Annotated in this window: 20 protein-coding genes; 5 read left to right on the top strand and 15 right to left on the bottom strand. The window is 33.0% G+C overall.

The features are described 5' to 3' along the window. Window positions 1-50 precede the first annotated feature (50 nt). From pgi to B0A68_RS22290, 3 genes are all read right to left on the bottom strand, one after another. A complete protein-coding gene (gene pgi, locus B0A68_RS22300; RefSeq protein ID WP_035681501.1) occupies window positions 51-1,694 on the bottom strand; it encodes a glucose-6-phosphate isomerase in 1,644 nt (547 codons plus the stop codon). A 117-nt stretch (window positions 1,695-1,811) separates the two neighbouring features. Further along, entirely contained in the window at window positions 1,812-2,300 is a 489-nt protein-coding gene (locus B0A68_RS22295) for a lipocalin-like domain-containing protein (RefSeq protein WP_035681505.1), read from the bottom strand. A gap of 9 nt (window positions 2,301-2,309) precedes the next feature. Continuing rightward, complete coding sequence (locus B0A68_RS22290) at window positions 2,310-2,870, bottom strand: short chain dehydrogenase (protein WP_035681507.1); 561 nt, start codon at window positions 2,868-2,870, stop codon at window positions 2,310-2,312. 95 nt (window positions 2,871-2,965) lie between these two features. Here B0A68_RS22290 and B0A68_RS22285 point away from each other — a divergent pair, with 95 nt between their 5' ends. After that, window positions 2,966-3,808, top strand: coding sequence for an AraC family transcriptional regulator (locus B0A68_RS22285; protein WP_035681510.1), 843 nt, complete (start codon window positions 2,966-2,968; stop codon window positions 3,806-3,808). A 13-nt stretch (window positions 3,809-3,821) separates the two neighbouring features. Here B0A68_RS22285 and B0A68_RS22280 read toward each other — a convergent pair whose 3' ends face one another. The 10 genes from B0A68_RS22280 to B0A68_RS22235 form a co-directional block, all read right to left on the bottom strand. Further along, window positions 3,822-4,442 carry a hypothetical protein gene (locus B0A68_RS22280; protein WP_035681512.1) on the bottom strand — a complete coding sequence of 207 codons (621 nt, stop codon included), beginning with the start codon at window positions 4,440-4,442 and terminating at the stop codon, window positions 3,822-3,824. A gap of 40 nt (window positions 4,443-4,482) precedes the next feature. Continuing rightward, window positions 4,483-5,703, bottom strand: a complete 1,221-nt coding sequence (locus tag B0A68_RS22275) for a M23 family metallopeptidase (protein ID WP_035681513.1) — start codon at window positions 5,701-5,703, stop codon at window positions 4,483-4,485. Between the two features lie 39 nt (window positions 5,704-5,742). Then, complete coding sequence (locus B0A68_RS22270) at window positions 5,743-6,675, bottom strand: tryptophan 2,3-dioxygenase family protein (RefSeq protein WP_035681515.1); 933 nt, start codon at window positions 6,673-6,675, stop codon at window positions 5,743-5,745. Further along, window positions 6,675-7,445 carry a DUF3108 domain-containing protein gene (locus B0A68_RS22265; RefSeq protein ID WP_035681517.1) on the bottom strand — a complete coding sequence of 257 codons (771 nt, stop codon included), beginning with the start codon at window positions 7,443-7,445 and terminating at the stop codon, window positions 6,675-6,677. The genes B0A68_RS22270 and B0A68_RS22265 overlap by 1 nt, the downstream gene beginning before the upstream one ends. Window positions 7,446-7,744: 299 nt before the next feature. Beyond that, a complete protein-coding gene (gene hppD, locus B0A68_RS22260) occupies window positions 7,745-8,905 on the bottom strand; it encodes a 4-hydroxyphenylpyruvate dioxygenase (RefSeq protein WP_035681519.1) in 1,161 nt (386 codons plus the stop codon). A 222-nt stretch (window positions 8,906-9,127) separates the two neighbouring features. Beyond that, window positions 9,128-10,285, bottom strand: a complete 1,158-nt coding sequence (locus B0A68_RS22255; protein ID WP_035681521.1) for a homogentisate 1,2-dioxygenase — start codon at window positions 10,283-10,285, stop codon at window positions 9,128-9,130. Between the two features lie 211 nt (window positions 10,286-10,496). Further along, window positions 10,497-12,791: a patatin-like phospholipase family protein gene (locus B0A68_RS22250; protein WP_035681522.1), complete on the bottom strand. Its 2,295-nt coding sequence runs from the start codon at window positions 12,789-12,791 to the stop codon at window positions 10,497-10,499. Between the two features lie 72 nt (window positions 12,792-12,863). Then, the gene (locus tag B0A68_RS22245) at window positions 12,864-13,364 is read right to left on the bottom strand and encodes an XAC2610-related protein (protein WP_051892446.1); all 501 of its coding nucleotides are present in this window, start codon (window positions 13,362-13,364) and stop codon (window positions 12,864-12,866) included. A gap of 4 nt (window positions 13,365-13,368) precedes the next feature. Next, a complete protein-coding gene (uvrC, locus tag B0A68_RS22240; RefSeq protein ID WP_035681525.1) occupies window positions 13,369-15,165 on the bottom strand; it encodes an excinuclease ABC subunit UvrC in 1,797 nt (598 codons plus the stop codon). 105 nt (window positions 15,166-15,270) lie between these two features. Further along, window positions 15,271-15,798 (bottom strand): hypothetical protein, encoded by a 528-nt coding sequence (locus B0A68_RS22235; protein ID WP_051892447.1) that lies wholly within the window; start codon window positions 15,796-15,798, stop codon window positions 15,271-15,273. Window positions 15,799-15,900: 102 nt separating this feature from the next. On the opposite strand from B0A68_RS22235, the gene B0A68_RS22230 reads away from it, so the two are divergent. From B0A68_RS22230 to B0A68_RS22215, 4 genes are all read left to right on the top strand, one after another. After that, the gene (locus B0A68_RS22230) at window positions 15,901-16,884 is read left to right on the top strand and encodes a succinylglutamate desuccinylase/aspartoacylase family protein (RefSeq protein WP_035681527.1); all 984 of its coding nucleotides are present in this window, start codon (window positions 15,901-15,903) and stop codon (window positions 16,882-16,884) included. Next, window positions 16,874-17,443 (top strand): 5-formyltetrahydrofolate cyclo-ligase, encoded by a 570-nt coding sequence (locus B0A68_RS22225; protein ID WP_035681528.1) that lies wholly within the window; start codon window positions 16,874-16,876, stop codon window positions 17,441-17,443. The genes B0A68_RS22230 and B0A68_RS22225 overlap by 11 nt, the downstream gene beginning before the upstream one ends. Window positions 17,444-17,684: 241 nt before the next feature. Then, a complete protein-coding gene (locus B0A68_RS22220) occupies window positions 17,685-18,014 on the top strand; it encodes a hypothetical protein (RefSeq protein WP_035681530.1) in 330 nt (109 codons plus the stop codon). A 255-nt stretch (window positions 18,015-18,269) separates the two neighbouring features. Then, window positions 18,270-19,832: a vWA domain-containing protein gene (locus B0A68_RS22215; protein ID WP_035681532.1), complete on the top strand. Its 1,563-nt coding sequence runs from the start codon at window positions 18,270-18,272 to the stop codon at window positions 19,830-19,832. Window positions 19,833-19,916: 84 nt separating this feature from the next. Here B0A68_RS22215 and B0A68_RS22210 read toward each other — a convergent pair whose 3' ends face one another. Both B0A68_RS22210 and B0A68_RS22205 read right to left on the bottom strand, forming a co-directional pair. Then, window positions 19,917-20,666: a tetratricopeptide repeat protein gene (locus B0A68_RS22210; RefSeq protein ID WP_035681535.1), complete on the bottom strand. Its 750-nt coding sequence runs from the start codon at window positions 20,664-20,666 to the stop codon at window positions 19,917-19,919. An 88-nt stretch (window positions 20,667-20,754) separates the two neighbouring features. After that, on the bottom strand, window positions 20,755-22,503 hold the full coding sequence (locus tag B0A68_RS22205; protein ID WP_035681539.1) for a BatD family protein: 1,749 nt from the start codon (window positions 22,501-22,503) through the stop codon (window positions 20,755-20,757). Between the last annotated feature and the right edge of the window lie 69 nt (window positions 22,504-22,572).

The following is a 22,572-nucleotide window of genomic DNA, read 5'->3' as shown; positions in this document are numbered from 1 at the left end:
TTATTAAATTAAGGCGTTTCAGATGGTTGTAAAAAAACTTCTCTTAAGTTTTATTTATTTTTTAGAAAATGGTTTAATAAAAATGAAGTAGAACTGTCATGATTTTTAACCGTTTTTGTGTTAATTTCTTCCAAAATAGAATTGGCAAGCTGCTTTCCTAATTCAACTCCCCATTGATCAAAACTAAAAATATTCCAGATAATTCCCTGTACAAATATTTTGTGTTCGTATAATGCGATCAAAGAACCCAAGGTTTTTGGAGTTAATTTCTGAATCAGAATTGTGTTTGTCGGTTTGTTTCCTGTAAAAACTTTGAAAGGCAGTAAATAAGATGCTTTCTCAGCAGATAATCCTTGTTTGTCAAATTCAGCTTGTACCTGTGCTGCTGTTTTTCCAGTCATTAACGCTTCCGTTTGCGCGAAAAAGTTAGACATCAACTTATCGTGATGATCTTCATTTCCGTACAAAGGTTTTACGAATCCGATAAAATCCGTCGGAATTACTTTTGTTCCCTGATGGATTAATTGAAAAAAAGCATGTTGCGAATTCGTTCCAGGCTCTCCCCAGATAATAGTTCCCGTTTGATAATTTACCGGTTTTCCATCACGACCCACACTTTTTCCGTTGCTTTCCATAGTTGCCTGCTGCAAATAAGGTGCTAATTTTTGTAAATATTGTGTGTACGGAATTAAAGCTTCGCTTTCTGCGCCAAAGAAATTGTTGTACCAAACACTCAATAAAGCTAAAATTACCGGGATATTTTTGTCAAATTCTGCCGATTTAAAATGCTCGTCTGTTTCGTGAGCCCCTTTCAATAAATCATCATAATTATCAAAACCAACTGCCAGTGCAATGCTTAAACCAACCGCACTCCATAAAGAGAATCTTCCTCCAACCCAATCCCACATCGGAAAAACGTTGTCTGGGTTAATTCCAAATTCTGTAACTTTTTGAATGTTTGTTGAAACTGCCACAAAGTGTTTTGCAATATCCTCCTGAGAACCGGATTTTAAAAACCATTCTTTTATAGTTTCAGAGTTGGATAAAGTTTCCTGAGTTGTAAAAGTTTTAGAAACAATTACAAATAAAGTAGTTTCTGGATTTAATTTTTTAATTACTTCATTAACGTGATCACCATCAACATTAGAAACAAAATGTACATTTAAATGGTTTTTGTAAAATTGTAAAGCTTCAACAGCCATAACCGGACCAAGATCAGAACCTCCAATACCAATATTTACTACATCGGTAAAAGCTTTTCCTGCAAAACCTTTTCTTTCTCCGGAAATAACTTCTTTTGTAAAGTTTTTGATTTTGTTTTTTACTTCGTAAACCTCCGGAATTACATTTTCACCGTCAACTTTAATTGTCGCAGATTCTTGAGCACGCAGCGCTGTGTGCAAAACTGCACGATTTTCAGTTTTGTTAATCAATTCGCCTCCAAAATAATCAGCAATCGCATTTTTTAATCCGATAGAATTTGCCAGCTCCAATAAAAGAGAGATCGTTTCCTGACTAATATTATTTTTAGAATAATCTACTAAAAAATCATTCCATTGTAAATTGAATTTTTCAACGCGGGCACTGTCTTGTTGAAATAATTCTTGTATCGTAGTTTCGTGAATTGCGTTATAGTGATTTTGCAGATTTTTCCACGCTTCAGTCCCAGTTGGGTTTGTTGTGTTTAAAGCCATTTTGTTGTTTAATTATAAATGTGGTTATAAAAAACAAAAATACTGAAATAACTTTTAAAAGGATAAAGGTTTATAATTATATAACAAATAGTTACGAAAACGATTTATGAATCTGGGTTACAATTTTTTCCAGACAACTTCTGCGCTAACAGCTTTTCCGCCTTGAGTTGTATTGGTTACAACATATTTAAGTTCATTATTTATAAAAGTATAAGATCTCTTTTGAACGGTTCCTTCCCAATTGGGAAAAGATGCTGTTTTTATCTTAAAAGTAAGAATCTTATTTTTCTCATCAATTTCATATATCCCAAAGTGAGCATTACTTCCTTGAACAATAGAAGCATTTTCTTCGGGTGTACATTTGTTTTTATCTCCCGAAACTATTTTTGGTCTTTCATTTTTATAGATTTCGATAGCATAATTTCCTTTTTCATCAAAAAATAAAATGCCTTTAGGATTTACATCGTAAGGAAGATTTTTTGTTCCGTCTGAATTTATATTTTCAACCGAAACCAAAGTCCAAGAACCTAAAAAATCAGATTTTGTTTTTTGAGCAAGAGCCGAATTTAAAACGAATAGTAATAATAAGAAAGTTGTGTTTTTCATCTTTAAATTTTAATAGTTTACTTTAATAATTTCTCCATTTATAGACTCCTCAATACTTTTTGTATAAGCATTTATTAAGTCTTCAGCAGGAATGTCTGAAACCTTTGCAGGACTAATGGCATTTATTCTAATTCCTCTGTCTAATTCCAGTGAAGCCGAAAGCACAAAACTGTTAATTCCGCCATTTACAATTGCTTTGCTAATATTATTCTTCACAGGTTTGTCTCCCATTTTTCCCGAAGTCAATATAAATGATCCGTTCTCATTTAAATATTTTTGCCCGATTAGAACTAGGTTAATCTGACCTAATAATTTGTTTTTAATACCAATATTTAATTTTTCTTCGTCAAGCGAAAGCAAATCTCCCGTATAACAGTCGCCGGCAGCACAAATGCACGAATCGATGTTTTTTACTTCGTTGAATAATTTTTCTATTGATTTTGAATCTGATAAATCGATTTTAAAATCACCGCTGTTTCTTCCTGCCGTAATAATTTCATGATTTTTTGCCAGAGCCGGATTCAGTATTTTGCCAATTGTTCCGTTGGCTCCAATTAAAAGTATTCTCATTTTTGTAGATTTTAGTTTGTTATCTGTTACAAAATTAAGAAGTTAGCTTTCGTAGAAAATTGTACTTATTGGTACTAAAATTGTATTTTAGCCTAATGACAAATACGAATTTATATCTTCCTTTTGAAGTTGATTTTAAAGAATTGGAACAGTTTCCGAAAACAATTCGGAAAAACAATTTCTTTGAATTGATTTATGTGGTTGACGGAACTGGAATTCAGGTTATTAATGATAATAAATTTCAATACCAAAAAGGAAATCTATTTCTTATAACGCCGCAAGATGTTCATTCGTTTGAAATTACAACACCAACAAAATTCTTTTTTCTTCGGTTTAATGAATATTATATTAAAACTAATTCTCAAAACGGACAATCAGAAACTATTTTACGAATGGAATATATTCTTCAAAATGCAAGTCATCGTCCGGGATGTATTCTAAAAAATAAAATTGACAAACCTTTAATTTCATTGCTGATAGAAAGTATAATTCAAGAACTAGACAATCAGCAGATTTACCATCAAAAAATTATTGAACAAATTGTAAATACCATAATTACAATTGTAGCGAGAAATATTGCTTTAAAACTTCCGAAGAATATTAAAGAATCAACCGGAGAGATGGTTTTGGAAATACTGCATTATATTCAGGAAAATATTTATAACCCGAAGCAGCTTAAATCAAATGCGATAAGTGAGCATTTTAATATTTCACTTCATTATTTAGGAAAATATTTTAAGAAACAAACTGGCGAAACGCTGCAGGAGTATATTGCAAACTATAAATTAAGATTGATTGAAGCCAGGCTTTTAAACAGCGATATGCGTATTAATGAAATTGCAGACGAATTAAATTTTTCCGATGAAAGTCACTTAAATAAAGTTTTTAGAAAACATAAAGGAATGAACCCTTCTGAATTCAGAAAAAAATCTAATTAATTCTCGATTTTAATTACCAAATCTTCCACCAGGGTTTTTTATTAATTGAAATAGTTTTCTTTTCAGTATTAATTTCTATTCTTTTTAAAGATTCAGTTTTAATTTTAGAATCGTCAAAAAATAGTTCACCGCTATCATTCATTCCAATTGGAGCTTTAGTTTTTTCTTTCCAATTTTCAGTTTGTAATTCGGGAATTAAAGCAATATTTCTTTTGTCCTTAAATTTCTTTCTTGCTTTTTCTGTAATTTCTTCTTCCAGATTTGAAGATGAATTTTTAAAAAGTGAAAGTGAATTGTCTGGAATATTTAAAAGAAAAACCTGAGTTTGATTGTCAATTTTCTGAATATCCAATACTTTAAAATAAGCGATAGAATCTAAAAGAAAATGACCAATTTTTGCAGAATCCGGATTGAACTTTGATAAATCTTTTGCGTTTGCACTTGCAATTAAATACCTGAAATTTCCAGAAAGACCACCGCCAATAGAAGTCATGTCGGTAAATCCCTTCTCCTGAATTATCTGCCCTATTTTATAATTTAAAATTAAATTGTCTGGTAAATTGGTGTCTCTGTAAAATAGTTTTAAATCTGAAAAAGTTTCATTGTAAATTGCTTTAAGGCGAGCATTTTTCATGTTTTTCTATTTTTTTTTGAAATTGACTTTTTAGTAAAAATTACAAATTACCAATACTGTCCAATTCCCTTTTCAAAGGTTCAATCTGATTCATGAAACGAGTTCTGTCATTACCGGTTAAAGATTCTCCGGTTGGTAAATTAAGACGAAGTGCATCTACCTGAACGCCATTTTTCCAGAAACGGTAACAAACGTGAGGGCCAGAAGCCAAGCCTGTGCTTCCAACTAATCCGATAGTTTGTCCCTGCGTAACACGTTGTCCTCGTTTTACTAAAATGCGGGACATGTGCAGATATTGAGTAGAGTAGGTACCGTTGTGTTTTACTTTTACAAAGTTTCCGTTTCCGGCTGTATATCCTGTTGCTTCAACAATTCCGGCTGCAGTTGTAGAAATTGGTGTTCCGGTTGGAGCAGCGTAATCGGTTCCTTTGTGCGCTTTCCATGTATGCTGAACAGGATGAAATCTGTTCATTGTAAATCGTGAAGTGATTCGGCTGAATTTAATCGGCGTTTTTAGGAAAAAGTTTTTCAACGTTTTTCCTTCGTCATCATAATATTCGATTTTACCGGAAAGAGTATCTTTTTCAAAAGGAAAAGCATAAATAATTTTGCCTTTATATTCAAAAAATGCAGCTTCGAGGTCTTCTACACCGTCATATGTTTTATTATTGATAAACCGTTCCGTAAAAATTAAACCGTAACGATCTCCTTTTTTTAGTTTAAAGAAGTCAATCGACCACGAAAATACTTTTGTAATTCTGCTGGCCAATGCTGTTTCTACACTTTCATTACCCAAAGTTTCAGACAATGAACTTTTTAGAACGCCTCCAATAATTTTTCTTTTTAAAGTAACCGGTTTTATTTTTTTGTATGCTTTAGCAATACTGTCTCTAAAATCGATTACGTAATAAGTCAGAGCATCGGGCTGATAAATAAAGACCTGAAGTTTGTTGGTTTTGTTTTTTGAGCGAAGTAATGTAAAAGGTTTATTATAACGCATAGATCTTACATTAAAAGAATCTTTGACCTGCTCAACAATATCGTAAACTTTTAAATCTCCAATGTTTTGACTTTGAATAATAGATCCAAATGAATCTCCTTTAGAAATGGTGTCATTAACAACATTAAAGTCAGCGTAATTAAAACCAAATTCAACTTTTTTGGTTTTAGGTTTGGTAATTTTGTTTTCAACTACTACTTCTTTTTTATTACATGAAAAAATAGAAAACAAGACTATTATAATTACGACTGCTTTTTTCAAACTTTTATAATTTTTTTTGGTTGGAAAATTTAAAGTGGTTTATTCATTTCCCCAATTCGACAATTCTTCTTCGGTCCACAATTTAGGAAAAAAGATGCGTCTTTGGTATTTTGGATGCATATATTTTTGCCAGTCGCTTCCTCCGGTCGCTTCACCGTTGCCTTTACCGCTTTCTAAAATGTACTTTCTTGCAGTATTAAGATGCTGCATTACCCATGTAATGTTTACCGTTTTATCGTAGTGGCGCATTGCAGTAATTAGCGATTCATTTTGTTGGTCTTCAGCGGGTAACTGTGTAAATTTCTGCCAGATATTTTTGGTTTTAAACGTAGACATTTGTCTTAAAAACTGGTCTTTGTATTTTTTTTCAAACTCGTTAAGCAGATAAGATTTTTTTCCGGTTTGATAATCTTTTCCTGCAGCCTGCCAGTATAAATGTTCAAAACTGGTTTCAAGATCGGTATTGGAATCAAAATCTGCTTTGTATCTATGATCTGTTAAATTGATTACATCTGTAGATGCAAACTCGATCATTCTGTATTGTGCACTCTGAAAACCACTCGCCGGAGTTAATGTGTTTCTAAACTTCATATATTGATCTACTTCCATTCCTTTCTCCATAATGCTGAACGAATTGGTAAGCATATCAAAATAACGTGTAATTCTTGACAATCTCTCACTGAAAAATCCCACCTGAATGTTTTCTGTATCTGCAATCTGATCAATTTCCCAAAGAATCATTTTAAAAATTAATTCATTAACCTGATGATACATTATAAAAACCATTTCGTCAGGAAGGGTAGTGCGCTGTATTTGTAAATTTAGAAGAGCATCAGTTTGAATATAATCCCAATATGTAATTGGTTTTGACCAAAGCAATCCTTCTAACTGCACATCAGTTTTTTGATTTATTGCTTGAAATTTAAGATCAATTTCGTTTAAAATTGATTCAGAATTATCTGTGAGGTTCATTATTTTTTTACTTTAAATGGATTTTTTAATCCTTTATATTCGTCAAGATCTGCTTTTAGCGATCCAACAGCAAGATCTGCTTTTATTCTAACAGGAACTTTATTGTCGTCATCTGTGATCCAGAGTGTTAAACTTTCTTTCTCTTTAAAAACTCTTCCCGTTTGTACCAGCGGTTTAAAAACCATCGTAGTAACGGTTCCAAATTTAGTTGTAATATCTTGACGACCTATATATTTTAACTTAAATTTTGTGATTTCCTCATCAAAAAACATGTCGATTGTTATGGATTCTCCAGATTTAAGTTTGTCTATATTAGGATGATTTCTCAAGTAGTAAAAAGACGAAACAATATCTTGAACATTTTCAGTTACTAAAATTGTTTTTTCTGATTTTCGTTTGTAATCTTTTACCAAAATTCGGTTTTCGGTTTGATTAAAAATTCCTTCCTGATTTTTGGTGTAACCGCCTTCGTCAATTTTTCTAATGTAACGATACGGGTTTCCATTGTCTTTGTCAAAGTAACTCTCGTATAAATCTTCAACCTTAAAGAAAAATTTTGACATGCCTGTTGTGTAGCCTTTACCAACTGCATGATGAACTTTTTTATTGTTTATTGTAGCTTCTTTAATCTCAAGTGTGGCATATCCCGCGTTTACAATCCCGTAGTGAATTCTAAATTTGAAATACTCTCCTGTACCGAATGCGTCTTCTTTATAAGTATCGAAACCGAGTGTTGTTAGAGCTAATATGATGAGGATGATTTTTTTCATAGTACAATTTTTACATTTCAATATAAAGATAATTAAATGCAAATTCTATTCCAAATGTACCAAAACAAAAAAACTCAGTCAAAAGATGACTGAGTTTTTATGCTATTAACTAACCAAAAAACTATAAATTATGAAATTTATATCAATTCAGAAGGAAACCACCCCTTCTTGATTTGCGAGTGCAAAGATAGATACAAAGTTCAAAAAATAAATAGCAAAAAGTGAGTTTAACATAACATTTGCATAAAAAGCATCGTTTTATAGCGAATTTTTCTATTTAATGTAAAAATATTGCGATTTTACAAAGTTCCTCTTAATTCTTGCTCTCTCTCAATTGACTCAAAAAGTGCTTTAAAGTTACCTGCACCAAATCCTTTTGCACCCATTCTTTGAATAATTTCGAAGAAAAGTGTTGGTCTGTCCTGAACTGGCTTTGTAAATATTTGTAAAAGATAACCATCTTCGTCGGCATCGACCATAATAGCTAACTTTTCGATTTCGTTAATGTCTTCTTTCATCATATCCATATGAACACCTAATCTTTCTGGAATTGCCTGATAATAAGTATGAGGCGGAGCAGATAAAAATTCAACACCGCGTGCTCTTAATTGTGATACTGTTTTGATAATGTCGTCTGTAGCAATAGCAATATGCTGAATTCCTGGTCCGCCGTAGAAATCTAAATATTCTTCAATTTGAGATTTTTTCTTTCCTTCTGCCGGTTCATTGATCGGAAATTTAATTCTCCCGTTTCCGTTAGACATTACTTTACTCATCAACGCCGAATATTCTGTGGTAATTTGTTTATCATCAAAAGACAAGAAATTCACAAATCCCATTACATCTTCGTAAAATTTTACCCAGGTATTCATTTCGTTCCAGCCCACATTTCCAACCATATGGTCAATGTATTTTAATCCGGTTGGTTCTGGATTATAGTCAGATTTCCATTCTTTGTAACCTGGCAGGAAAACGCCGTTGTAGTTTTTTCTTTCTACGAAAATATGAACCGTCTCTCCGTAAGTATAAATTCCGGAACGAACTACTTCTCCAAATTCATCAGATTCGACAGTTGGTTCCATAAACGAGCGAGCACCGCGTTTTATAGTTTCTTCGTAAGCACTTCTGGCATCTTCCACCCAAAGAGCGGCCACTTTTACGCCGTCGCCATGTTTTTGAAGATGCGCATGAATTGGAGAATCCTGAGTTAAAGGCGTCGTCAAAACAATTCTGATTTTATCTTGTTTCAAAACATAAGATGCTTTGTCTTTTACTCCAGTTTCTAATCCGGCGTAAGCCAAAGATTGATATCCGAAAGCCGTTTTGTAATAATGTGCAGATTGTTTTGCATTACCTACATAAAATTCTACATAATCTGTTCCTAATAAAGGAAGGAAATCCTGCGCTCCTTCGAATATTTTTTCTAATCCGTATTCTACTGATTTTACTTCTTTGCTCATGATGTTTATTTGTTTAATCGGTTAATCGTTTAATTGATTTTTCCGAATGTTGTGTTTAGATTTTTTTTAACCGCAAAGTGAGTAAAGATTTTTTATTAGTTAGATTTTATAAATCGCGAAGAACGCAAAGCTTTGCGAACTTAGTTTGATAAAACTTTAATGGAAAAACCTTCGTGAACTTTACGTAAAATCTTTGCGGACTTTGCGGTTAAATTCGATTAGCTACTCCGTCCAAGATTTGTAATACTGTCCATCATCCAATCCCATCGCTTCTTCCGTAACCATAAGTGGTCTGAAAGTATCAACCATAACGGCCAATTCGTGGGTTTCTTTATGACCAATACTACGTTCCATAGCGCCTGGCGCGGGACCGTGCGGAATTCCTTTTGGGTGCAAAGTGATATGTCCCTGCTCAATATTATTACGGCTCATAAAATCGCCATCTACATAATATAGTACTTCGTCAGAATCTATATTGCTGTGATTGTATGGCGCCGGAATTGCTTTCGGGTGATAATCGTAAAGTCTTGGGCAGAAAGAACAAACGACAAAAGTAGCCGTTTCAAAAGTTTGATGTACCGGCGGCGGTTGGTGAACACGCCCCGTTATAGGTTCGAAATTATGGATCGAAAATCCGTAAGGGAAATTATATCCATCCCAGCCCACAACATCAAAAGGATGTGTAGCATAAACCATTTCGTGAATCATTCCTTCCTTTTTGATTTTAATTAAAAAATCGCCTTTTTCGTCATGTGTTTCCAATTCGTTTGGCAAAATAAAATCACGCTCACAAAACGGAGAATGTTCTAAATGCTGTCCAGATTGGTTTTTATAACGTTTTGGTGTATAGAAAGGAGAATAAGATTCGACGTAAAAAAGTCGGTTTTCTTCTGTTTCAAATTCTATCTGATAAATGATTCCTCTTGGAATAATTAAATAATCGCCATATTCAAAAGGAATATTTCCTAACATGGTTCTTAATTTTCCTTTTCCTTTATGGATGAAAAGCATTTCATCGGCATCGGCATTTTTGTAGAAATATTTTCGAAGCGATTCTTTTGGCGCAGCTAAACCTATAATGCAGTCTTTGTTGACTAACATTGCTTTTCGGCTGTCAAGAAAATCATTTTCTGGTTTTAATTCAAAACCTTTAAAAAGTAATGATTTTATATTTTTTCCGATTGCAATTTTTGGTTCAACCGAATAAGAGTTTAAAATTTCTTTGACTTGCGTTGGTCTGTGAACATGGTAAGACAAAGACGAATGTCCGTGAAAACCTTCGGTTCCAAACAATTGTTCATAGTAAAAACCTCCGTTTGGTTTTTCGAACTGAGTGTGTCTTTTTTGAGGAAAATCTCCAAGTTTATGATATAATGGCATGGCTTTTCAATTAGATAATTTATAAATTAGATAATTAGAAAATGTGAATTGTGAACAGATAATTAGCTCATTTTCTAAGTTGGCTAATTATTCAATTCGATAGCATTACTCCGGATTTCTCTTAATAAGAAATTGAAGATACTCCAATAAACCTGTCCATTTTGTTTTCATTATAACAAATGTCGTAATTTTTATTGATTTAAATTACAAATTAAAATAAAAATCCGATGCTAAACCAAGTAAAGCTTTTTTGCATTTCCGGCGACCACGAATGTTTAATTTCGATAGGACCAATTATAGTTTCTAGTCCGTAACCCACAGCATATCCTGTATGTTTAGGCATTGAGATCCAATCTACGGTGCTGAAAATGTCATTTCCAAGATTGGCAAAATTAGCAGAAAGATTAATGTGATTTTTTTTGATAATCTCATAATCTGCCGTAATCGCAGCCTTTATATAACTATTTCCGGAGATACTTAAAAAATCGTATCCGTAAAAATAATTAAAGTTGTTGATTTTGCTGTAACCGTAACCTCCTAATATATAATCAAAAAATGGTACACTGTCACTTCCAATATTAAAACCTGCATCTGCTCCGACTTTAATTGTTGCTTTTCTAAAGAGTGTTTCGGCAAAACCTACTTCTGCTTTTAAGGTCGAAAAAGGTTTAAATTGTTTCGTATAATTAGAAGATGCAAGATATGACTGTGCTTCGGCTGAAAAAAACACACCCGAGCGAGGAAAACTTTTGTTGTCAAACGAATCATATTTTAAATAGCCAAAAAGACTCAGATAATCACTGTCTTCAATTACAGGGTTTATATTGGCCACTGTTGGCGAATTTATTTTTAAGTATTTGTATTCTACACCACCGCCCATTAAAAACTTTTGTACAAAAATAGTCTGGAAATAAGCCTGATTGTTAACATCTAAAAAGTCTACATTTAGCAGTTTTATATTAGTATTATCTGTAGAAATATTACTAATACTGTTACTTACATTTCTGTTAAACTGATTTAATCGGGAACGGAAACCAAAACTGATATTAAACCCGTTTTCGACATAATAGTTAAGATCGTATCTAAAATTATCTCCCAAAATGACATCAAGCGAAGTGACATCATTTTTTAAAAATGTTTTTTTATGAGTCAGATTTAATAAAATGGCGCTTTTGTAAAGTCCGTCATAATGTAATCCAAGTTTAAGATAAGTCTGAGTTGGATTTTCTTTTAAAACTAAATCAAGATCATCCTTGTCTCCATTTGGTTGTAAACAATACGAAATCGCACTAAAGTTCTGAGTGGCATTTAAATTATTAATTCCGGTCTTTAAATCATCATATGTTATAGTGCTTCCAGGTTTAAAACGCAGCTTACCGCGAATGTATTCTTTGGTATAATTGTCTAATCTTTCGCTGTTTATTCTTTTAATTTCTATTGTATCAGAGCTGATTTTTAATTTCGGCTTTTTATAATAATTGTCTTCATTGACAAGTGTTTTAATTTTTTCGTAAACCGCAAATGCTGCTTCTTCCCCTTTTCTGATAATTTCTTCCCCTTTATCAAATGAAATTACTCCATAGTCACGAATGTCTGGTTTTATATAAACATCGGTGTCTTTGATTTTGTTTTTCATTTTATCAATAGACTGTAAATTGGTGATTTGTACCAAAATACGAGTTGCGTTTTTTAGATTCTTTCGTTTCATCAAATCATCCTGAACATCCACGCCAATAATGATATCAGCGCCAAGATTTCGAACTTCTTTTATAGGATAATTATTTACAACGCCTCCGTCTACTAATAAATTTCCATCAATTTCAACGGGAGTAAATAAGGAAGGAAATGCCGCGCTGGCCATCATTGCCTGAACTAAATTTCCTTTGTTTAGTAAAACTTCCTCGCCAGTTTCTATATTGGTTCCAATACATAAAAAAGGTGTTGGCAGTTTGTTGAAATCGCGAATATGACGAACATTTCTGGTCAGACTGCTTAACAAATTATAATTGTACATTCCTTTAGAAAGAGCTTCTGGAATTCCAATTCTAAAATTACTGAAAGGCAGTGCTATGGCGTATAATTCGTCATTTTTTTTACCGTAAAAATTTTTAGATGATCTCGGAATATAATCGTTTATTAAATCGTCGAAATTTGTTTTTTTAAATATGGAATCAATTTGAGAAGCATTATAACCAGAAGCATAAAGACCTCCAATAACAGATCCCATACTGGTGCCGCCAATATAATCGATTTTAATTCCCGCTTCTTCCAAAACTTTTAATACTCCAATATGCGCAAATCCTTTTGCCCCGCCGCCACTCAAAACCAAACCAATTTTTGGTCTTTTGGCGCTGTCTTGCTTTTTTTCCTGCGAAAAGGAATTTTGCGAAAATAAGATAAGCAATAGTAAAACGTATGTATTTACGCTCCAGATGGAAATGGAAAACTTCGAGAGAAAAAATCCTTTTAACCGAGTATATAAAATGGACTGCTGGTGGAGGCGCATAAAAAACTTATTGGTTTTGTAAAAGTCGTAAATATTATTGAACTTTATGTGTCAATTTTATATTAAATAACATTACTTTTTCAAGAAGACTAGTTTTTTATTTTTGTCAAATTTCCAAGTGTCAGTATGCCATTTTGCACCGCCTCGACAGCTGGATTGAAATGTCTTACTCTTTTTATCCACTTTTATATCGCAAAACTCATCGCATGCTGCGCCAGAACTCAAAGGCATTTTTAATTTTGTGAAAAGGATTTTATCAGGATTATAAATAAATACCTGATAAATTGTATAAACGCCCATTCCGTCGTCTGTACGATAGACAGCAAAATCTTTGTAACCGTCAAAGTTATAATCTTCTATAGAAAAATATGTTTTTTTGTCTGTAAGTGAGGTTTCAATACTATCGATCAGCTGTTTTTTCTTATTCTTAGAAAAGGTTATTTCTAATTTTTCGAAATTATTAACGGCCTTTATTTCTATTTTTTCTTTATTTTTTTGAAAAAATTCAACGTTCTCTTGGCTGTATGAATAGGAGCAAAGTAATATCGTGAAGATTGAAAACAATATTTTCATAGTTTTATGATTCCTTGTTATGATAAAAGTTCACGATTTTTTTTGCTCTCGATACTCCAACAACGGCAATAATTTCTTGTTCTGTAGCTAATTTTAATCTTTTGACACTTTTAAAATGCTGTATCAGCGAGAGCATTGTTTTTTCTCCAATTCCGGGAATGCTTTCTACAGAAGAGTTAAGTGCGGCTTTGCTTCTTTTATCGCGATGAAAAGTGATCCCAAATCGATGCGCCTCATTTCGTAACTGCTGAATTATTTTTAAGGTTTCTGATCTTTTATCCAAATATAACGGAATCGAATCTCCAGGATAAAAAAGCTCTTCAAGTCTTTTTGCAATTCCGATAATGGTGATTTTACCTCGCAATCCTAATTCGTCTATACTTTTTAAAGCTGCAGACAATTGTCCCTTTCCACCATCAATAATAATTAATTGCGGCAAAGGCTCATTTTCGTCTAATAATCTTTTGTAACGGCGGTATACAATTTCGGTCATCGAAGCAAAATCGTCTGGACCTTCAACGGTTTTTACATTAAAATGGCGGTAATCTTTTTTACTTGCTTTTCCGTCTTTAAAAACGACACAAGCCGCAACAGGATTTGTACCCTGAATATTCGAGTTATCAAAACATTCTATGTGGCGCGGTTCAACCGGCAGACGTAAATCTTTCTGCATCTGCGCCATGATTCTATTGGTATGACGATCAGGATCAACAATTTGTAATTGTTTGAGCTGTTCGATTCGGTAGAATTTAGCATTTCTAATCGATAAATCTAAAATCTGTTTTTTGTCGCCCAATTGCGGAACAGTTGTTTTTATGTTTTCGCCCAAATCCATTTCAAAAGGAACTATGATTTCTCTTGAAAGTAACTGAAAACGTTCACGAAGTTCGATTATCGCAAGTTCTAATAATTCTTCGTCGCTTTCGTCCAGTTTTTTCTTTATTTCTAAAGTGTGAGAACGAATAATTGATCCGTGAGAAATTTGCAAAAAGTTGATATAGGCAGCACTTTCATCAGATACAATCGAAAATACGTCTATGTTCGTAATTTTCGGATTGACGATAGTTGATCTTGATTGATAGTTTTCAAGAATCTCTATTTTTTCTTTGATTTTTTGTGCTTCTTCAAAACGTAAATCCTGTGCATATTGTGACATCAAACGTTTAAAGTCTTTCATGCTTTCTTTAAAATTTCCTTTAAGAATTTCGCGGATTGCATCAACTTGTCTTTGGTAATCTTCCAGAGATTCCAAGCCTTCACACGGTCCTTTGCAGTTTCCGATATGATATTCTAAACAAACTTTAAATTTTCCTGCATTGATATTAGCCTGACTCAAATCGTAACTGCAGGTACGCAGCGGATATAACTCTTTGATTAAATCTAAAATAGTATAAACAGTTTTGAAATTAGTATAAGGACCAAAATATTCAGAACCGTCCTTCACCATTCTTCTCGTCAAAAATATTTTAGAAAAAGGCTCTTTTTTAATGCAGATCCAAGGGTAACTTTTGTCATCACGCAGCAATACATTGTAGCGCGGCTGTAAAGTTTTGATTAAATTATTTTCTAATAAAAGCGCGTCGGTTTCGGTAGGAACGACGATATGTTTTATGGTTACGATCTTTTTGACCAGTACATTTGTTTTTCTGGTATCGTGAATTTTGTTAAAATAAGAAGAAACTCTTTTCTTTAAGTTTTTAGCTTTTCCTACATATAATATCTTTCCGTCTTTATCGTAATATTGATAAACGCCTGGATTATCTGGTAAGGTTAGAATTTGAAGTTCAAGTGGAGTCTGCATAGTACAAATTTAAGCTATTGAGCTTAAATTTTAAAATTCTTTTGACTTTCTTCCAAAAAAAAGAGTCCTTCAGATTATGAAGGACTCTTTATGAAAATGTGTTTTTTATTTGATCGTAAAATATTCTGTCTGCAGTAAATGAGTTCTTTCGTCAAAAGTAAAATCTACATATTGAGCATCGTCTTTTTTGATGTCGGCTTTTAGACGGCTTCTTCCAATTTCTTTTTTATCAGCATTAAAAGCTTTTAAGATCAAATCACCTTTAAAATCATTTTTGGCGATTAAATAAATGGTCACTTTTTTTACTTTATCATCGTTAGACGCATAAATTTTTTCGGCTTTACATTCCTCAAAATTTGCTTTAAAAGAAGCTTCCGGGATTACATCAGATTGGCTTATGCTTTCGCTCATTCCGGAATTTATTCCTTTTATAACATCTCCAACTCCTTTAGAAGCACTTTTTGCGGCTGCTTTTCCCTGTTCCTGAAGTGCTTTTCCGGCTCCTTCTATAAGTTTAGATTTTACTGCGATAGCTTCGTTTCCGTCTGCTTCCGCTTCTTTCATTTTTTCTTCTTTACTCATGCACGAAACCATAAGAGTCAATGCACTAAGCAGAATTAAAGTTTTTTTCATCCTTTCAAAATTGGTTATTATAAGTCTTATTTAGGAAATTGTGTATTAAATTCAAAGATATACATTTAAAATATAATTTCTATATTTAGCTTTTTATTCTAGATGAAAAACAGCAAGCCCCTGGTTATTTTTGGCGAATCGATTTTGCCGGGAGAACACAAAACAATAAATGTCGAAATCGCAAGATTACACACTACAACAAAACTTAATATTCCGGTAATTGTACGCCGGTCAAAGATTGAGGGACCAGTAGTTTTATTTTCTGCCGGAATTCACGGAGATGAAATTAACGGAGTAGAAATTGTTCGTCAGATTATCAGCAAAAAGATTAATCGCCCTCTAACAGGAACTATTATTTGCATTCCGATTATTAATATGTACGGATTTGTAAATAAATCGCGCGAATTTCCCGACGGACGTGATCTTAACAGAGTTTTTCCGGGAAGTAGAAAAGGTTCGCTGGCCAGTCGTTTTGCTTATAATATTGTAGAATATATTTTACCAATTATAGATTACGCAGTAGATTTTCATGCCGGAGGCGCCAGCAGATTTAATGCACCTCAAATTAGAATTACAGAAAACAATCCGGAGTTAAAAGTTTTGGCAGATGTTTTTAATGCGCCATTTACTTTGTATTCTAAAAATATTACGGGTTCTTTTAGAAACATATCTGAAAAAGCCAATGTAAAAATGCTCCTTTTTGAAGGCGGAAAATCATTAGACATAAACAATGAGATTGCCAATATTGGTGTCAAAGGCGTAAAACGTCTGCTTCATTATCTCAATATGCTGGATCCAAAACAAATCGTAGAACTAGATGATAATCCATCGATATATATTAAAAATTCAGTCTGGCTTAGGGCAAAATGTTCGGGATTGCTTCATGATTTTAATTTGATTGGAAAATTTGTGACCAAAGGAACTATTCTGGCTATCATTACAGATCCGTTTGGTAAATTTGAGCAGAAAGTAAAGGCGCCTCACGACGGATTTATCATCAACGCCAATCATTCTCCAATTGTTTACGAAGGTGATGCCATTTATCATATGTCTAAAACTAGTACCGAAATAGAAGATGTCTACTAATAAAAAAGAACTAAGAGCGGTATATAAAAATTTACGAGCGGCACTTTCGCTTGACGAAATTGAAGAAAAAAGTCTGAACATAACCAATCATCTGATTGAACTTCCGATTTGGAATAAAACTTATTTTCATGTTTTTCTTCCGATTGAAGAACAAAAAGAAATCAATACCGAATATATTCTGCACCTGCTTTCTGGAAAAGACAAAGAAATTGTTATTTCTAGAAGCGATTTTGAGACGAGAAATATGTCTCATTTTTTACTGACAGATAATACAAAAATCAAAAAAAACGAATACAATATTCCCGAACCTGTAAACGGATTGTCAGTGCCGCCAGAAACTATAGAAGTCGTTTTTGTGCCGCTTTTGGCTTTTGATGTTTTAGGAAATCGTGTGGGATATGGAAAAGGTTTTTATGATAAGTTTTTATCTGGCTGCAAACCTGAAACGATTAAGATTGGACTTTCTTTTTTTGAAGCAGAAAGCAAAATTGAAGATGTTTCTGAATTAGACATAAAATTGGATTATTGCGTAATGCCAGAGAAAATATACAGGTTTTAGAAAACTTAATTCATAATTTAAATTTATGGCAAACAAGTTCCCTTTTAAGTTAGTATTACTTCTTTTGTTATTGATAAGTTGTAAACCGAACAAAAAAGAAGAATCGATAAATCAACCTGAAAACCTGGAAAATAATTTACTGAAATCTGCTTTAAAAACATACGATGATACTATTTAGGAGGTATTTATTGTTTTTAATGAGGGTAAAAAAGGAGCAGCGTTCCAGCCAAAAGATAATTTCATGTTTCGTTTTAAAAAAGACAGTTACTATTTTAAATATAATAATTTTTCTGAAGAAAGCCTTCTAAAAGAAATGAAGGACAGCATTTTAGTAACTAAAAATGAAAAGGATAAAATTGACAATTTCTTTAAACATAAAAATAATTTATTAAAAGATGTTTATGGAGATACGATCGGTGAAAATTCTGTTTGGAAAATTTATTTTATGAATAAAAACGGATCAATTTTTAAATTTATTGATATCAACGGTGAGCCTGAGGATCAAAATCTAATTGAATTAAAATCTAGCTGCGATTTTTTATTAGAAAAGTTGAAAACAACTTATAAATAAGGCTTTTCAACTTACAAGGCATCATTTTAATTCTTTAATGATATAAGGTAATCAAGAGTCATTTTTAAATTAAGAAAAAATTTACTTATATCACTTGATTTTGTAATGCAGTATTTTTTTAGAATAAAATATTTAACAAGAATGCTGGCATTAAATTTGGATGGAGCGAATCTGCAAATAATTTTAACTAGTACATCCGGAATGCTAGACATTATTTGGTAGAAAAAATATAATCACCAATTTAAAATTTGACCTATGAAGAACAAAAATTATTTTTTGATGGCATTCCTGTTTGTTGCTTTTTACAGCTGCAAAAAACAGGATGAAGCTGTATCTTATGACACTGCTATTGAAACAGTACAAATGAATGCTCCTGCAAATCCGGACCAGAAAGACGAGTATTATCAAAGTGAAGATCCTAATACAGAAAGTTATGCTGAAGTGGAAGAAAATCCTTTTGAATCTCCAAAAAAAGAACCGCTTTCTACTTTTTCTATTGATGTAGATAATGCTTCATATACCAATATCAGACGTTTTATTAATGGAGGAGAAAAGGTTCCTAAAGATGCTGTTCGTATTGAAGAGATGATGAATTTTTTTAAATACAATTATCCACAGCCAGACGGAGCTCATCCTTTTTCTATAAATACAGAATACAGTGACTGCCCTTGGAACAAAAACAGCCGATTACTAAAAATTGGTTTAAAGGGCAAAAATATTCCAATGACCAATCTGCCGCCATCAAATTTGGTTTTTTTAATCGATGTTTCGGGTTCTATGGATGCAGCAAACAAACTGCCTTTATTAAAAGAATCTATGAATATTTTGGTAAAAGAACTTCGTCCAGTAGACAAGGTTTCGATAGTTGTTTATGCTGGTTCTGCAGGAGTTGTACTAGAGCCGACGTCTGGTGACCGTAAAGACAAAATTATGGAGGCTTTTAGCGATCTTCATGCAGAAGGAAGTACTGCAGGCGGAGAAGGTATTGAACTGGCGTATAAACTCGCACAGCAAAATTTTATAAAACAAGGAAATAACCGTGTTGTGATCGCTACAGATGGAGATTTTAATGTAGGCGCTTCTTCTGATAAGGATATGGAAAAACTAATTGAAGAAAAAAGAAAGTCTGGCGTGTTTTTGACTGTTTTAGGTTTTGGAATGGGAAATTATAAAGACAGCAAAATGGAAGTTTTGGCTGATAAAGGAAATGGAAACTATTCTTATATCGATAATATTCAGGAAGCAAATCGTTTTTTAGGAAAAGAATTTAAAGGGTCAATGTTTGCGATTGCAAAAGATGTTAAAATACAAATAGAATTTAATCCAAAACATGTTCAGGCGTATCGATTAATTGGATATGAAAACCGAAAATTAAAAGCAGAAGATTTTAAAAATGACGCGGTTGATGCGGGAGAATTAGGAAGCGGTCATACTGTAACGGCTTTGTATGAAGTTATTCCCACAGGAGTTGAGAGCGATTATGTTCCTTCTGATTTAAAATATACTAAAGTAAAAAAAGACGAATCTAATTATAGTAATGAATTGGCAACCATAAAATTTAGATACAAAAATCCAGACGGCGAAAAAAGTATCGAAATGGTAAATACGATTCAGGATAAGAAAACCGACTTAGACAAAACATCTTCTGATTTTAAATTTACGAGTGCTGTTGCCTGGTTCGGATTAAAACTGAAAGAATCAAAATATATTTCTAATACATCAAGCAGTGACATAAAAAAATTAGCAAAATCTGGACTCGCAAATGACGATGAAGGGTATAGAGCAGAATTTATCCGTCTTATAGAAGCTGTAAATTAGGACTCCTACAGAGAAATAAAAAATCCCAAATTCAATCTTTCCTGATTAGAATTTGGGATTTTTTTATTTTGAAAGAAATTAAAATTACTGTTTCACTTCTTTAATAGTCGACGCTTCAATCCAGCCTTCAGTTCCATCTGTCAATTCAATTTTTTTCCAGGTTCCTACTGTTTCCATAACATACACTTTTGCACCTTCATGAAGTAAAATAATTCCCGCGCTTCCTTTTTGAGGTTCGCTCCGAACTTCACTAAATTCTGAAAAAACAATTGCAGGGCGGTCATTATCAAAATGATTTTTTTCTGTCATTCCGGCCGAAACACTTAAAACCAGTGCCAGAAGAAAAATAAACATTCCGATAAAATAGATTCTTTTTGAAAGCGTAAGTGTAGAAAAATAATAACCAATAAAACTCAGCAGAAACAAAAATGCAATTCCCACCGAAATTTTAGCCCAAGTATTATAGTCAAAAATGCCTGTAAAATTCTGAATCAACTTTTCGAAACCTACTTTTGGAACTTCTTTGATTTCGTCGATTGTTAGTTTTTTAGCAAATTTTAAATTGTTTAAAGTCGCAGGATCATTTGGTTTTAATACCAAAGCTTTTTCATAATTGTAAATAGAAAGAGCAGTTTTATTGAGTTTATAATAACTGTTTGCCAAGTTAAAATAAAGTTCTGCAGATTGTTCTTTGTTTTCTTTAATGATGCCTTCATAAACCTGAGCAGCTTCATCAAATTTACTGTCTTTATAAAGAGAATTTCCCTTTTCAAAGCTGCTTTGAGCGAAGAAAACCTGTGAGATTAATAAAAAGAGATATACTATATTTTTCATTTTGGATCTATAATAACGTTTTAAACTCTGCGATCTTAATGACGCAAAATAACAGAAACCATTCTTTGTGAACTGCGGTTAAAAATAATTAAACAATCTGTTTTTCTAACTCAGAAATAATTAAAACAGCTTTCTCATAATCCTGTTGTATAGAAGCGCTGGAAGCCGGAGCATAACGCGCAAATTCACAATTTTCTGTCAGGCTTATAAAATTCTGAACAGATTCAGGATTTGCATTTCTGGACAACAGCAGTTCGCGAATATTATCTTTACTCATTTCTGAGGTTTCGATATGCAGTTTTGCTTTTAAGAAATTATGCATTGCTTTTTCTAATGCAATATAAAATGCCTCTTTATTGTTTAAGTGTTTCTTAGCTTCAGATAAATATTTCTTAGCCAATTTGTTGTTCATTCTAATTCTATTGCCTGTAACATCGCCGTCAATGGCTTCTTTTCTCTTCTTAGCCAAAACAATAATCGGCAGGATGATAAATGGTGCAAAAAACAACATATAATACAAATTAGAGCCATAGAAATCATTTTTGTCAATAGCTGTCAAAGTTGTTTTAAGCTTTATATACTTGAATTGTTCTGTTTTTGGAGTCACATTTTTAGAGGCATTTGCAGTCGCAGCTGCTTCAGCCTGCATTGGACCATCCAGAACATCAATCATAATCTCTTTTGTAGTTATCGTTCTGTAAGAACCCGAACTTAAATCAAAATAAGAAAACTGCATTGGCTTAATAGCATACTTTCCTTTGTATTGTGGTACAATGGTGTATTTGTCGGTAATTTTCCCAGACATTCCAGACAATGACGTTGTGATGTTCTCGTCATGAACAGGATCATACATTTCTAATGCATTTGGCACAACTGGTTTTGGAAGCGTGAATAATTTCATATTTCCGGTTCCGGTTGCACTTACAATTAAATCCAGACCTTCTCCATTTTTCAACGTAGTTTTGGTTGGGGTTACTGTAAAATTAAATTTACCCACAGCGCCAGTAAAGCCTTCCGGTTTATTGGTTTCAGGAAGCGGTCTTACATTAATAACCTTGGCGCCGGCAGAAACAACTTTATTATCATCGGTAATAATCATCTGGCCGAACATATCTCGTCGATTTGTAGGCAATTGAACACCGATGTCCAGCGAAAGCGGTTCTATCGTTAATTTTCCTGATTTTTGAGGATATAAAATAGTCTTTTTTAATACTACATAATAACATCTCTGTCCCTGAAATGTTCCTTCCTGCACAGACAATTGTTTAATATCAATATTCTGATTCCAAAAATCGTTGTATTTTGGTTTTGCCAGTTCTTTAAAACCGGTAACTCCTATATTATTAAAATACAATTTATATACAACTGTTATAGGTTCATTCAGATACGGATTTGTTTTTGAAATCTCTGCAACAAGATTGAGCAGTTCATTGCTTGATCCCTGAGGTCTGTCATTTGGATCTCTTTCCTGAGCCACTGCATTTGTAACCGTGATTTTTATTGGAGCTGTTTTATAAACCTGTCCATTATATTCTATAGAAGCCGGTTTTATAGTAAGAGTACCTTTTTGCAGCGGCTGTAAAATATAAGAATATGCTTTTTGAAAAGAGCTTCTGCCGTTTACCCATGACTGGCTTACTTGCTGGCTCGGACCTGCCGTAATTCTGAATCCCTCAAAAGCAGGCTGGTCAAAGTTATCTCCATCAACATTCATGATAAAGTCAATACGAAGTCTTTCGTTAAGTCCAAGCGTGTTTTTGGTTACTTTGGCTTCAAATTGAACCTGAGCCATAAGTCCTTGAAAACTTATTAGTAATAGAATTAAATATCTTTTCATTAATTGTTTGTCAGTTTTGTTTAACTGTTTAATCGTATTTATATTGTTTAATGCTTATTTGTTTACTGT

The organism is Flavobacterium reichenbachii, from assembly GCF_002217435.1.
Classification (GTDB): domain Bacteria; phylum Bacteroidota; class Bacteroidia; order Flavobacteriales; family Flavobacteriaceae; genus Flavobacterium; species Flavobacterium reichenbachii.
The sequence above is the reverse complement of the archived record's forward strand: the minus strand, read 5'-3'. Positions and strand labels throughout refer to the sequence as shown.